Raw genomic sequence first — 14,345 nt, 5'->3', positions numbered from 1 at the left:
CACTCCTTTCATTCATTCGGTCAGGCCCGGGCGGCGGCCGGGCGGGCGGCGTTGCGCGCCGCGTCGTCGTAAATCCAGAATCGCAGGATCACCAGCGCACCGATGACGCTCATCATCGCCGCCGGAATCCAGGTAATCAGGCCGCCGATGTGCTGGTCGGTCATCGGGTCGAGCGGCCAGGCGCGACCGCACACGGCATAGACCTCGAACCAGTTGGCGTCGGCAAAAGTGATGCTCGCGCCGATGATGATCTGGGGCACCATCACCGCAAACAGCAGCAACACGCGCGTGCCGTAGCCGAGCCGCGGCGTGATCCCGCCGCGCCCGCGCTCGAACATCAGCCACCAGAACAGCAGGCCATCGAGCGCCATCGACCAGTTCATGACCCAGTAGAGGGTCACGTTGAGCATGGCGTCGAAATGGATCTCGGGTGTGAGCCAGAAGGCGATCAGGCCCACGAACAGGATGCAGGCGATCGCCGGCTGCTGCAGCCAGCGGTAGATCGGCACCCAGGCCGCCCGCAGCCAGGCCTGCCGCGCGAACCATTCGCGCACGCCGGCGGGCAAGCCGCGGGCGAGCACCGGCGCGGGCATGGCCAGCGCGATCAGGAACGGCGCGAGATGGTGCAGCACCAGATGCTGGCCGCGGTGGACGAAGAACATGTACTGCGACCAGTAGTCGAAGCGCGTCTGCGTGACCAGGTACATCAGCACCACGCCCAGCACGAAACCGATGATCGGCGCATAGCCCGGCAGCTCTCCAGCCGGGGTCTTGCGCAGGCCGTTGAAGTACAGCAGCAGGGCGCCCCAGACGCTGATCTGGACCAGCCAGCTGAACTCCCAGGGCACGAAAAAGGCGAGGAACTCGGACACCGCGATCAGACTGCATGAGCAACCGCTTATTCTAATCGAAGGCGGTGAGCGCGCCGCGACCGATTGCGGCCGTTCACGTCGGCAACGGCGGCGCCGGAGCACCGCGGTTCATCGTCAGAGCAATCACCTTCTGCTGCTTGACCCCGTGCAGCCCCTCGCCGAACATGCGGTGAAAGGAATGACCCGACCACGACGACATCCTGTCGGATTTGCCCGGTGTCATCACAGGAGGGATGAGTTCCATGAGAAACAGACAACAAACGGCAAGAATCCTGGGCTGGGCCGGCGTGCTGCCCTTCGCCGCCTGGACCCTGGTGGCCTGGACCGGCGCGCCGGAGTGGCTGGTCGAACTGCTGATCGGCTACGGCGTGCTCATCCTGGCTTTCATGGGCGGCACGCTCTGGGTGGCGGCGCTCGACAAGCCTCAGGAATCCGAAGCGCCGCTGGTGGCCAGCATCGTGCTCGTGCTCGCCGCGCTGCCGGCCTTTCTGCTGCCGGCAATTTCCGCGGCCCTGCTGCTCGCCGTGCTGTTCGCGCTGCACTGGACGGCCGAGTCCCTTTGGGTCCGGCAGGCCCAGCCCGGATGGTACCGGCGCATGCGCATGGGCATCACGGCGTCCGTGATCACGCTGCTGATCCTGGCCGTCCTGATCGAACTGGGCGCCTGATTCGTCACCCTGCCCGCCGAACCGATCACTCACGCCGCAAGAGGTTTGGGGAGTGCAGTTGGTAAGCACTCGACGCGGCCCTGCCATGAACATACAGTCGACACCGCAACGACCCAAGGGCATGACTTCTGGCTCTGGTGCGCGGCGGCTTGCGCGGGAACAATGCGCACTGTCCCGATGCAAACACCAGACTGGAGGAATGCATGAACAAGACCCTTACGGCCGTCGCGCTGGCCCTGGCCGTTCCTGCCCTGAGCGGCTGCGTGGTCGCCATGGGCGACGTCAAGGCCGACCGCGAAGCCGACTGGCAGGAAATGGAACGCAGCAATCGCGAGGCGATCTCGCGGCTGGAGACCGGCATGACCCTCGAGACGGTGCGCTCGCGCCTGGGCACGCCGGAGTTCTCGGAGTCGATGGAATTCGACGACGGCGACTACCGCGTGCTGTTCTACCGCACTCAGCGCCGCGAGGCCGACGGCATGACCACCCGTGACGAGACCACGCCGCTGATCTTCCGCGACGGCATGCTGGTCGGATGGGGAGAGGCCGCCTGGACCGACCTGACCGGCCGACCCCTGGGCTAATACGCCCTGGGCGGCCACGATCATCGGGGCCGCTCACGGCTCGAAGCGGTCGCTGAATATGGCTGCCGGGACGGCGATCCTGACTTCACCCTGAACAGAGGAAAATCCGTCCGTGATGCTGTAAGTGAGCGTTTCAGTGCCGCTGAAACCCGGATCGGGCGTGTAAGTGAAACTTCCGTCAGTAGCGATATTCAGCGTGCCGAACGAGGGCGCCTCGATTGATTGCACGTTGATCGAGTCGCCGTCGGGGTCGAGATCATTGACCAGCAAGCCCTGGGTGCCCGGCACGTTCAACACCTCGCCGAAGCCGGTCGTGTAGCTGTCATCGACAGCCACCGGCGGATTGTTGGCCTCGACGGTAATCGTGACCACGCCCTGGTCGGTCTCGAATCCGTCGGAAATCGTGTAGGTCAATTCCTCTGCGCCGCTGGCACCCGGATCGGGCGTGTAAGTGAAACTTCCGTCGGTAGCGATATTCAGCGTGCCGAACGAGGGCGCCTCGATTGATTGCACGTTGATCGAGTCACCGTCGGGATCGAAGTCGTTGCTCAGCAGTCCGGCGCTCGCCGTTACCGTCAGCGACTCGCCGAAGCCCGTGGTGTAGCTGTCATCGACGGCCAAAGGAGGACTGTTGCCCGCCGGCCGAGTGGATGGGGCGGCGCGATCGCCCTCGCTCGTGACATCCGTATCCGTAGCGCGCCCCCGAGTCTGCCGCTCATCGCGCTGCCCCAGGGCGAGCGAAGAACAGCCCAGAAGCAGGATCATCACGGCGAACCCCGGCCTTGGCATGCCAAACCCTCTCGAAACGGCGACCTGTCGGCCTTGCCCTTTACTTAACGTTAATCGCAAGGAAAAAGTGACAGTGAGAAGCCCGCCCGGGAGATTCCCGCACCCCAAGAAAAAGGCCCCGGAATCCGGGGCCTTTTTTCGTGTAATCGCGGCGGTGAACGCGACCTACTGCCCGAGCTCGGTCGGCAGCGGCGGCGCCTCGTCCGGGATGTCGTCGGAGTAGTCTTCCAGCATCGCCAGGATCTGCTCGATGGCGGCCTGAAGCTGGCTGTCGGTGCCGTTGTTGGTCGCCACCGGATCAAGGTCGACCTCGATGTCGGGCGCCACGCCCTCGTTTTCCACCGACCACTGGTTGTCGGCATCGACGAAGCGGAAGTGCGGCACGGTCATGGTGCCGCCGTCGACGAAGCCGGGGTTGGCGTAGATGCCGATCAACCCACCCCAGGTGCGGGTGCCCAGCAGCGGGCCGATGCCCAGCTCGCGGAAGGCGTAGGGCAGGTAGTCGCCGCCGGAGCCGGCGTCCTGGTCGATCATCATCAGTTTCGGACCGTGCAGGGTGCCGAAAGGCGTGCGCGACATCTCGCCGTGGCGATACACCCAGTTGGACAGGTGCGGGCGCGAGAGCACTTCGACGATGTAGTCGGCCGCCTGGCCGCCGCCGTTGCCGCGCTCGTCGATGATGATCGCCTCGCGGTCGAGCTGGGCGAAGAACATGCGGTTGAAGAAGGTGTAACCGGCGCCGGCCGTGTTGGGCAGGTAGACGTAGCCCACGCGACCGTCGGTGGCCTCGTCGACGGCCTTGCGGTTGGCTTCCACCCAGGCCCACAGGCGCAGCTCGTACTCGCTGTCGACCGGTTCGACGACGATCTCGCGCGAGTCGTCGCCGTCGGCATCCGGACCCACGGTCAGGATCACCTGCTCGCCGACGGTGTTGTAGAGGTGCTCGTGGAGGTTGTCCTCGGCGGTCACCTCGCGGCCATTCACTTCCAGGATGTACTCGCCTTCACGGGCCTCGTTGCCCGGCTGGGCCAGCGGCCCCTGCAGGAAGGCATTCCAGGACTCGCCCGTGTAGATGCGCTCGATGCGCCAGCGGTCGTCGTCGACGGCGTAGTTGGCGCCGAGCAGGCCGGCACCCGGCCCGGACTCGCTGTGGACATCGCCGCCGCCGACGCGATTGTGGCCGGCGTGCAGTTCGGCGATCATCTCGACCATCAGGGCGTTGAGGTCCTCGCGGCGGCCGACGTGGTCGACCAGCGGGCGGTACTGCTCGTAGACGGCATCCCAGTCGAGGCCGTGCAGGTTGTCGGCGTAGAAGTACTCCTTCTGCATCCGCCAGCCCTCGTTGAAGATCTGCGCCCACTCCCGTTCGGGATCGATCTGCATGCGCAGGCCCGACAGGTCGACGGCTTCGGGCTCGATGTTCTCGCCGGCCTCGGCCACCTGAACGGAGCCGTTGGTATAGATCAGCAGGTGACTGCCGGCGGCGCTGATGTCGAAGCCGTTGAGACCGCTGTGGACCGTCGAGGCCTCGCGCTTGTCGAAATCGAAGCGCATCAGGCGATTCTCGTCGGTATTGCTCTCACCGGGCATTTCCACCGTCGAACCCGGCTGCGGGTAACGCATCCAGAACAGGCTGCCGTCGCCGGCCACCTGCAGGTCGCGATAGTTGCCCTTGGCCACCGGCAGGGCGACCATGCGCCCGGCCAGGCCGTCGAAGTCGATGCGAACCTCGATCGTCTCTTCTTTCTCTTCCTTGCCGTTGTCGCCGTTGTCGCCGTTGTCGCCCTCGCCGTTCTCCTCGGAGACTTCCTCGTCGCCAGTGCGCGGCGCCAGCGGCGAATCATCGCCTTCGGCGAGCACCAGGGCGTAGATGCCGGCCCGGTAGGGTCGCTCCTGGGTCGACATGTCCAGCCCGAACTGCACCGGGCCGGCGTTGGTCGAGGCGGCCATGAACAGGTACTTGCCGTCGCGGCTGAAGGCCGGCGAGGCCACGTCGGCCATGCCGTCGCTGACGCGCGTCGAGTCGCCCGACTCGAAGTCGTGCACCATCAGGTCGCTCAGATAGTTGTCACCGCTCAGCGTATAGGCCAGCCAGCGACCGTCGGGGGAGAAGGCGACGTCAAAGCCGGCCATGCGGGCCGACCGGTCGACGCGCGTGCGATCGCCGTCTTCGAGGTCGATCGTGAACAGGCTGATGCCGTTGTCCGAATAGGCGATGCGTCCCTGCTCGGCGTCCCAGGCCTCGAGCGAGTAGAAGTCCGGACCGAGTTCGTGGCGCGTGATTTCCTCGCCGTGCTGGTCGGCGACGACCAGCTCCTGGCCATCGAGCGACTCGACGATCCAGGCGATTTCGGTGCCCTCGGGCGACCACAGGGCCGGGTACTCGCGCTGACCGTCGGTGACGGTCAGGTTGCGGGTCGAACCGTGTTCGACCGGCACCGTGAACACTTCGCCGCGGGCGGTGACCAGCACACGCTTGCCGTTGGGTGAGATGCCGACTCTTTCGATATTGCCCTGTACGCTCGTCCACTCCGTGCGCTGCTGGGGCAGGTCGGGGCTGATCGAGATCGCCAGGGTGCGGCGTTCGCCGCTTTCCACATCCAGTTCGTGCAGTTCGCCGCCGGCTTCGAACACGACCTGATCGCCGTGGCCGTCGGCCCAGTGTACGTCCCAGTCGGCCTGGTCGGTCAGGCGCTCGATTTCGCCGCTTTCGGTATCGAAGGCATGCAGGTTCAGGCGCTTTTCGTGGCGATCGGAAATGAACACCACCTTCTCGCCCATCCAGAAGGGCTGGATGTCGTTGACGCGCTCGCCGGGAATGTCGATCACCTCGCCGTCGCCGGGCTCGATGATGCGGACCGACGGGGTCGTGCCGCCGCGATAGCCGCGCCAGCCGGCCGAGCCGCCGTAGAGGCCGTTGTAGGCCGGGCCGTGATCGATGTAGGCCAGGCGCTCGCCGGCGGCATCCCAACGACCGCGGAAGAAACGCGCTTCCATCTGCCTGGCCGGGGCGCCGCCGTCGACCGGCACGTGCCAGAGCTGGGCCGAGCGGCCGTGGTCGGTTTCCCGGCGCGAGGCGAAGGCCACCGACTCACCGTCGGCGCTCCAGCCCACCGGAATGTCGGCGCCCGGATGCCAGGTCAGGCGCAGCGGCTGACCGCCGGCGGCTGAAATGACGTAGACGTCGATGTTGCCCTCGTACTCGGCGGCGAAGGCAATGCGCTCACCATCGGGCGAGAAATACGGATTGTTCTCTTCGGCCGCCGCGGTCGTCAGGCGGCGGGCATCGTTACCGTCGCGGTCGCTCACCCACAGGTCCCCGGCATAGACGAAAGCCAGGTGATCGGCCGAAACGGCGGGGTGGCTGAGCAGGCGGGTGGGCTCGTCGGCCGCGTTGGCCGTGGTGGCCACGGCACCGCAAAGCAGCGCGAAGGCCGCCGCGCGTTTAAGGATCGTTTTCATCTAATACCCCGAAAAATGGTGGACAGTGGCTCGCCAAACTAACCCATTGTGCGTGTAGGCGCATGCGCCAAAGGTCACGCCGGGGCGGGACAAGAAAAAGGCCCGGCCACCTTGGGTGACCGGGCCCGTCCGTGCTTCAGGACTGTCGCGACCGATCGATCAGAAGACGACGGTCACGCTGTCGGAGCAGGTGGTGCTGCCGGCCTCACATACCTGGTAGGTCAGGCTGCCGCCACCCTTGAAGCTGGTGGCGTCAGTGTAGCTACCGGAATTGGACACGGTCGTCAGCAGCGATCCGTCGCGATAGATGTCGACATCGCTGCTGGTAGCGCCGCTCCAACTCAGGTCGGTCGTCCAGCGACCCTTGTTCTTGTAGCCGTTGGCGCTGAGCGAGATGTCGCCACCGCCGCCGGTCGAAGCTTCCACCGTGACCACCTGGCTCGTGCTGTCGGTGGCGCCGGCATCGTCGGTCACGGTCAGGGTCACGGTGTAGCTACCGTCGCCGCCGTAGGTGTGGCTGGCGCTCGAGCCGCTCGCGCTGTTTCCGTCTCCGAAGCTCCAGCTGTAGGAAGCGATCGTACCGTCACTGTCGATCGAGCCGGTGCCGTCGAAGTCGCAAGCCAGCTCGGCGCAGCTATATGTGAACGCGGCCGAAGGCGCAACGTTGGTGTCACCACCACCGCCGCCATCGCCGCCGAGATAGGCGACTGCATCGGCAGCCTGGACCAGGCCATAGCCGTAGCTGTTATCGCGCCCGGAGGAACCAAGATCTTCGGCGGTGGCCACCAGGGCGGCACGGATGTCGGCAGCGGTGGCCGTCGGCACCTGGCTCCAGACCAGGGCGGCAACACCGGCCACGTGCGGCGTGGCCATCGACGTGCCGTTGTAGGAATCGTAGCCGTCGGCCGGGGCGGTAGCCTGGGTGGAGACGGTGGCGCTCGCGCCCAACTGGGTCAGCATGTCGGCGCCCGCGGTATCGCTGGTGCTGACGGCGGGAATGGCCGAGCAGGCACGCCAGGACGGGCCGTTGCACTCGATCACGCCCAGGAACCCGCCGGACTCGTTGTTGTAGATGATGGCACCGGAACCACCGCCGGCTTCCACGTTGGCGACCTTGTCGCCGAAGGCGATGGAGCCGCGCTGGCAAAGCACGATGTCACCGGACCAGTTTCCGGCGCTGTCACAGAGACCGCCATCGACCAGCGTGCCGGAAGCAGTCGCACTGGCGGCCCCGTCGAGCACCGAAACGACGTAGCTGGTGCCCGCGACTTCCGCCGTGGCGCTGATGGTCGGAACGGTGCTCAGGACCGCCACGCCGGGACCGGAAAGCTCGACCTGGTCGTTCTTCTGGGAGAAGTCGGCCACCGTTTTGGTGTCGTCGATGGCCGCGACCGACACGACGGACGGATAGCTGGCCGGGTAGCTGTAGCCGGTGGTGCCGTCGTTACCGGCCGCGGCGATGGACAGCACGTTGTAGTTGTCGAGCAGGTCCTGGAAACCCTGTTCGGCCGTGCTGGAAGCCTGGCTGCCGCCGAGACTCATGTTGATCACGTCGGCACCGGCATCGGCACAGTCATAGGCGGCCTGGATGGTGCTGGACGTGTAGCTGTAGCCGCAGGAACCCGAGGTCCAGTCGTCGTCGCCAAAGATCTTGGCGATGGTCAGGTTGACGTTGGCGCCGGGCATCACACCGATGACGCCGTCGCCGTTGTTGACCGCCGCAATGGTGCCGGCAACGTGCGTGCCGTGCCCACAGCTGTCGATGAACGGGTCGCCGCTGCCGCTGAGATTCAGGCCGTTGACCGGGTTGGCCTGCAGGTCGAAGTGACCGGCGTGGTAGCCCGAGTCGATGATGCAGACGTTGATGCCGCCGGCATTCGAATCGCTGAGCTGATCGGCCTGGACCATCGTGATGCCGTAGGGGACCGTCTCGGCCATCGGGTAAACGCGGGCGTCTTCCTCGACGCTGATCACGTTGGGATTGTTGCGAAGGCCGTTGAGCGCCTGCTCGGGAATCGACACGGCGACTGCGTTGATGCTGCGATTCGACAGATCGACCTTGATATCGCCACCCATGGCCTTGACGGCCGCCTTGCCCTGTCCGGCCGCGCCGGGGGCGAACTGGATGATGTATCGGCCGTCCGCCGCCATGGCGGTCGCGGACAGGAGCAGACCGGCCGCGCCCGCGAGCGCGGCCAGTCGCGAAGAACGATGTTTCATGAAACTTCCTCCACTATGCGGTTTGATCGGAATGGCCTCCGCCCTCGCATCCCGCTACCCCTTCCGGTCCCCTTGGGGCGGCAATCGCGTTCATCACGAGCCGACGCCGCCGCGGCGGCGTCGCACGAAATCGCTATTGATGAACGAAAAGGACAATTTTTTGCGGCCATTCAAAACGAATGCGCTGTTCTTCGTGAAACAGCGCATCTTTTTACCTTGCGCATATTAGGCGAAGCTTGTCAAGCCAGCGCTCAAAACAAACCGGCGTGCTACTATCCGGAGATCCGTCAGGAGGGGGCGATCGAAGCCAATCGGTTGGCACCTGGTGCCTGCACTCACAAGCCATTCGGGGAGGAATGCGGTTTGAGCGGCGTCCACATCACCTTCGGAATCGATTCCCCGACCCTGCCGGGCCCGGACATCTCCGCCTGGCGGCACACGCAGGATCTTCGCGAGAACCGCCTGATCGCCCCCGGAAACCGGGCGGTCGGGTCGTTCCAGCGCATCCTGGACTGACGCTCGAAGGGGAAGGCTCTGTCCATGAATCACCGGGCCGGGCGACTCACACCGCTGCGACGCCGCGTTCTCGACGCAGAGTTCGAGCGCCTGCTGGAACTCGACGAGGAAGCGCGTGCTGAACGCTTGCGGCGCCTGGCGCGGCGCTGTCCGAGACTGACGCAATGGCTGGGCCCGCTGCTCGAGGCCCTTTCCGACAAGGCCGAACACCTCGAGGCCATGATTCGCGAGGTGGCCGATTCGGCCGTCAGCGAGCTCGACGGTGAAGATCCCGAGCTTTCCCCGGGTACGCGGCTGGGGCCGTGGCGTCTGACGGGCCTGGTCGGCCGTGGCGGCATGGGTCACGTCTATCGGGCCGAGCGGGCTGACGGCGCCTTCCGCATGGATGCCGCGGTCAAGGTCATTCGCGTCCGCCGTGATCGCCGACTGCGCAGCCGCCTGACGGTCGAACGCCAGCTCCTGGCCCGCCTGGACCACCCGAACATCGCGCGCATCCTCGACGGGGGCACCACCGACGACGGCCAGGCCTGGCTGGTCATGGAGTGGATCAGCGGTCGCGACCTCAACCGCTGCCGTGACGAGCACCACGATGATCCGCAGGCCTGCCTGGCGCAGTTCCTGCGGCTGGCCGAGGCGGTCAACCATGCCCACCAGCGCCGGGTCGTGCACGGCGACATCAAGCCGGCCAACGTGCGCGTGGGCGAGGACGGGCGCGTGCGCCTGCTCGATTTCGGCGTCGCGCGCCTGCTCGCCGGCGAAGAAGAGGAGCCGAACAACCGCATCCGCGCGCTTACCCCCGCCTGGTCGGCGCCCGAACTGCGAGCCGGGGAACCGGTTTCCATGCAATCGGACCTGTGGTCGCTGGGCGCCCTCCTGTACTGGATGTTGACCGGAGAACGATTCGACCCCGCGTTTGCCGACGATGCGCAGTCTCTGGCCGTGCGGCTCTCGGACCGCGCACGGAACGAAGACCTGGCCGCGATCATCGCGACCGCCGCAGCGCTCTCCCCGGAAGATCGTTACCCGTCGGCCGCCGACCTGATCCGCGACATCGAACGCTATCGTCGCTGCGAACCGGTGCTGGCGCGCGAGCCCACGCGCCGCTACCTGGCCACCCGCTTCATGCAGCGCAATCCCTTTGCCGTGGGCTTGAGCGCCCTGGCCGGCCTACTGCTGGTACTCGGCCTTGCCGGCACCAGCTGGCAGGCCCGCCAGGCGGCGCTGGAACGCGACCGCGCACGACTGGAGGCCAGCAAGACCGAACGCGTCAGCGAGTTCCTGGTCAGCCTGTTCGAACAAGCCGATCCCTGGCTGGCGCGCAACCGCGAACTCACCGCCCGGGACCTGGTCGATCGGGGCGCCGAACGCATCCGCGTGTTGCGCGAGACGCCCCAGGTGCAGGCGGAGATGTACCGGCTGCTGGCGCGGGTCCACCGCGGCCTGGCCGACTATGAGCAGGCGGGCCGGCTGGCCAGCGAGGCCGTCGAGGTACTGGAAAACGACCCCGACGCGCCGCCTGTCGCCCGCGCCGAAGCCTGGGCGATGCGCGCCGAGACCCTCGGGTCGCAGGGCCGCTACCGCGAGGCCGAGCAGGCCCACCGCCGGGCGCTGGCCCTGGTCGAAGACGAGGCCCCGCCGGTTCGCGCGCGGTTCATGAACGGCCTGGGCCTGACCCTCTACTCGCTGGGCCACCTCGAGGAAGCGGGGAAACTGCTCGAGCGCGCCCTGGCCATCCGATCCGAGCACAGTCCCGACAGCGCCGAACTGGCCGAGTCCTACAACAACCTGGCCCTGCTCTACGCCACGATCGATCGCCACGAAATCGCTCGCGATCACTACGATCGCGCCATCGTCCTGCGCCGGCGCGTGCTGGGCGAGGACCATCCGACCACCAGCTTCTCGCTGACCAACCTCGCCTCGCTGCTGGTCCAGACCGGCCAGGCCGAGGAGGCCATGCCGGCCTTCCGCGAAGCGCTCGCCATCCGCCGCAATGCCTTCGGGCCGGAGCATCCGGCCGTGGCCAGCGTGCTCTACCAGATGGGTTGGGCCAACGCCAATCTCGAACGCTTCGAGCAGGCAAGGGACTACTACCAACAGGCCCTGGCCATCCGTCGCGGCGTGATGGGCGACAAACACCCGTCCGTGGCCGTGCTCTACAACGCCATGGCCAGCGTCGCGCGTGCCGACGGCCAGCACGCCGAAGCGCTGAACCTGCTGGAGAAAGCGCTCGACATCTACCGCAACAGTTACGGCGAATCACACCACGACATTGCGCTGGTGCTCGGCAACCTCGGCGCCACGCACATGGTGCTGGGCGATTTCGAGCGCGCCGTCGAACTGCTGCAACGCGCCCTGTCGATGAACCGCGCCGAACTGGGCGAGCGCCACCACCATGTGGCCGACAACCTGCGGACCCTGGCGGAACTGCACCTCCAGAGCCACAACTTCGAACAAGCGGCCGATTACGCGCGGCAGGCGCTCGAAACCTACCGCCTGCTCCACGAAGACGCTTCGCACCCGGCAGTGGCCGACACCAGGCAGCTGCTCGCAAGGATCGACGCCGGGCGTTGACCCTATCCTCACACGGACCACACAAGTCCTTCATTTTTGGTTGATTCCGCGTTGATGCCCCAGGCGCATGATGCGTCCATCGCCGACCGAGGCGAGTGACTCAAACCAACCGGAGATCAAACATGAAGATTGCCAAGATGACGACCCTGATGGGCGCCACCCTGCTCCTGGCCACCGCGACGGCCGCGCTGGCCGACGACCACGGCAAGGACAAGGGCATGGCCGAACAGAAGAACATCGTCGAGACCGCCATCGCCGCCGGCCAGTTCAACACCCTGGTCACGGCCGTGCAGGAAGCCGGCCTGGTCGAAACGCTGTCGGGCGAAGGCCCGTTCACGGTCTTCGCGCCGACCGACGAAGCTTTCGCCAAGATTCCCGAGGCCGACCTCAACGCGCTGCTGGCCGACAAGGAAGCCCTGACCAGCGTGCTCACCTACCACGTGGTCGCCGGCAAGGTGAAGGCCGCCGACGTGGTCAACCTGTCCGAAGCCGAAACCGTCCAGGGCTCGACGGTCGACATCAAGGTCGAAGGCGACACGGTGATGATCGACAACGCCCGGGTCATCCAGACCGACATCATGACCTCGAACGGCGTCATTCACGTGATCGACACCGTCATCATGCCGTAAGACTTCCATCCAATCTCCTCCACGGGATGGTAGAACGGGCGCCCGCTTCGGCGGGCGCTCTTTGTTTAAGTTTTTTAGTTTTTTGGTTCTTTGGTTTTTTGGTTCGGCGCGCATCGCGTCGAGGGCGTCGGTGAGATTGGTGCCACCGATCTCATCCAAGCCGCAAAACAAGACGCGTCGGAACGAAAGAACGATAGAACGCGCCGGCGCAGCCGCCGCTGGCAGTCCTCCCCGGAATCGGCTAGAGTCCGAAAAGGAGGCGGCTGAAGGGGCCAGGGGATTGCCAGGCGAGGGAACCTGGGGAACGCGTTTGGGCCAGAACAACGAAAGCGAGTCGAGCGAAGCGGAGGCCGTCCGGACCCGCTTGCAGGCCATCTACGACGTCGTGCCGATCGGCATCACGATCACCGACACCGACGGGCAGATCATCGACTGCAACCCGGCATCGGAAGAGTTGCTGGGCGTCACGCGCGAAGAACACCTGACCCGACGCTACGACAAGGGCTGGGAGATCTTCGACGAAGACGGCCAACCCATGCCGCCGGAACGCTTCGCCAGCGTGCGCGCCCTCACCGAGGGCGTGGAGATCCGCGATCAGCTGATGGAGGTCCGCCGCCCCGACGGTCGCACGGTCTGGCTTTCGGTCAGCGCCTCGCCGGTCCTGCGCGACGGCGTCGGCGTGGTGATCGCCTACGTCAACGTCTCCGACCTCGTCGATGCCAGTCGCCAGATCCAGCGCCTGGCGCTCCACGATGCCTTGACCGAACTGCCCAACCACACGCTCTGCCTGGACCTGCTCGACCAGCTCCTCCGTTCGGCGTGTCGCCACGGCGAACAGGTCGCCGCGCTGCACCTGGACCTGGACAAGTTCCGGGAGATTAACGAGTCGCTGGGGCACGCCACCGGTGACCACCTGCTCCAGCTGACGGCCGCGCGCCTGAAGGAGCTGGCCGGCCAGAACGACGTGCTGGCGCGCTTCAGTGGCGACGAGTTCTTCCTCGCGGCCCCGGCGAGCGATCCGGCCGCGCTGGCCCGCCAAGTCCTCGAGACCGTCTGCCTGCCGGTCGAGACGGCCACCGGGCGGCTCTCGATTTCGGCCAGCATCGGCGTGGCCTGTTTCCCCGAAGACGGCCAGGATGCCGAGGAGCTGCTGCGCCACGCCGACATCGCCATGACGCGGGCCAAGTCCCGGCGCAACCAGTACAGCTTCTACAACGCGGATATGGGGCGGCAGGTCGAGGAACGCCTGAACCTCGCGCGCGACCTCGATCTCGCACTCGGCAACGGCGACCTGCACCTGGCCTTCCAGCCCCAGTTCGACCTGTCGAGCGGCCGCATCAATGGCGCCGAAACCCTGCTGCGCTGGCAGCACCCCACGCGCGGATGGATCTCGCCGGCCGAATTCATTCCCGTGGCCGAAAGGCGGGGCATGATGACCCGGGTGGGCGAATGGGTCACTCGCCATGCCTGCCAGCAGATCCGGGAATGGCGTGCGGCCGGTCTGGCACTGCCCGGACGGCTGGCAATCAACGTTTCCGCCCAGCAGTTCGACCACCCCGAGTTCATCCTGCGCATGACAGACATCCTCGACACGGCCGGCATCGAGCCGGAATTGTTCGAGATCGAGCTGACCGAAAACAGCGTCGCGGTCGACCCCCGGCGCGCGAGGGAAGTCCTGCATGCCATGCGCGAGATGGGCATGGGCCTGGCGCTGGACGACTTCGGCATGGGCTACTCCTCGCTGACCTACCTGCGCCAGTTCAACGTTCACAAACTCAAGATCGACGGCTCCTTCATCCAGAAGATGGTCGAGTCCGAGAGCGAGCGCGCCATCGTGGCGACGATCATCGGCATGGCCCGCACGCTGGGGCTGGAAACCCTGGCCGAAGGCGTGGAAACCGCCGAACAGGTCGAAATGCTCAAGGAACTCGGTTGCGACTCCGTCCAGGGTTTCCACTTCGGGCATCCGGTTGCTGCAGAGGAATTCGCGCGAACCTGGTTGGTCGAGCCGGCCGAATCTTCGCCGGCCTGAAC

At 66.1% G+C, this 14,345-nt stretch carries 10 protein-coding genes; 6 read left to right on the top strand and 4 right to left on the bottom strand.

The features are described 5' to 3' along the window. Positions 1-20: 20 nt before the first annotated feature. Positions 21-872: a cytochrome c oxidase assembly protein gene (locus DZC52_RS10270; RefSeq protein ID WP_220338331.1), complete on the bottom strand. Its 852-nt coding sequence runs from the start codon at positions 870-872 to the stop codon at positions 21-23. 242 nt (positions 873-1,114) lie between these two features. On the opposite strand from DZC52_RS10270, the gene DZC52_RS10265 reads away from it, so the two are divergent. Beyond that, the gene (locus tag DZC52_RS10265; protein WP_181918897.1) at positions 1,115-1,540 is read left to right on the top strand and encodes a DUF3429 domain-containing protein; all 426 of its coding nucleotides are present in this window, start codon (positions 1,115-1,117) and stop codon (positions 1,538-1,540) included. 203 nt (positions 1,541-1,743) lie between these two features. Next, entirely contained in the window at positions 1,744-2,124 is a 381-nt protein-coding gene (locus DZC52_RS10260) for a DUF3192 domain-containing protein (RefSeq protein WP_116651055.1), read from the top strand. 33 nt (positions 2,125-2,157) lie between these two features. On the opposite strand, the gene DZC52_RS10255 is transcribed toward DZC52_RS10260, so the two are convergent. From DZC52_RS10255 to DZC52_RS15855, 3 genes are all read right to left on the bottom strand, one after another. Next, on the bottom strand, positions 2,158-2,889 hold the full coding sequence (locus tag DZC52_RS10255) for an Ig-like domain-containing protein (RefSeq protein ID WP_245960811.1): 732 nt from the start codon (positions 2,887-2,889) through the stop codon (positions 2,158-2,160). Positions 2,890-3,078: 189 nt separating this feature from the next. Further along, positions 3,079-6,375, bottom strand: coding sequence for a S41 family peptidase (locus DZC52_RS10250; RefSeq protein ID WP_116651053.1), 3,297 nt, complete (start codon positions 6,373-6,375; stop codon positions 3,079-3,081). A gap of 159 nt (positions 6,376-6,534) precedes the next feature. Beyond that, positions 6,535-8,595, bottom strand: coding sequence for a S8 family serine peptidase (locus DZC52_RS15855; RefSeq protein ID WP_181918895.1), 2,061 nt, complete (start codon positions 8,593-8,595; stop codon positions 6,535-6,537). Between the two features lie 363 nt (positions 8,596-8,958). Between DZC52_RS15855 and DZC52_RS15550 the strand changes: the two genes are divergently transcribed. The 4 genes from DZC52_RS15550 (at position 8,959) to DZC52_RS10230 (ending at position 14,343) form a co-directional block, all read left to right on the top strand. Then, entirely contained in the window at positions 8,959-9,111 is a 153-nt protein-coding gene (locus DZC52_RS15550) for a hypothetical protein (protein WP_181918894.1), read from the top strand. A 24-nt stretch (positions 9,112-9,135) separates the two neighbouring features. Continuing rightward, positions 9,136-11,682: a serine/threonine-protein kinase gene (locus tag DZC52_RS10240; protein WP_116651052.1), complete on the top strand. Its 2,547-nt coding sequence runs from the start codon at positions 9,136-9,138 to the stop codon at positions 11,680-11,682. Positions 11,683-11,804: 122 nt separating this feature from the next. Then, the gene (locus DZC52_RS10235) at positions 11,805-12,311 is read left to right on the top strand and encodes a fasciclin domain-containing protein (protein ID WP_245960802.1); all 507 of its coding nucleotides are present in this window, start codon (positions 11,805-11,807) and stop codon (positions 12,309-12,311) included. 310 nt (positions 12,312-12,621) lie between these two features. Beyond that, positions 12,622-14,343: a putative bifunctional diguanylate cyclase/phosphodiesterase gene (locus DZC52_RS10230; protein WP_147307657.1), complete on the top strand. Its 1,722-nt coding sequence runs from the start codon at positions 12,622-12,624 to the stop codon at positions 14,341-14,343. Positions 14,344-14,345: the final 2 nt, after the last annotated feature.

The organism is Wenzhouxiangella sediminis, assembly GCF_003410055.1.
GTDB classification, from domain to species: Bacteria; Pseudomonadota; Gammaproteobacteria; order Xanthomonadales; family Wenzhouxiangellaceae; genus Wenzhouxiangella; species Wenzhouxiangella sediminis.
Note: the sequence above shows the minus strand (reverse complement) of the source record. Positions and strands in the feature narration are given on the sequence as shown.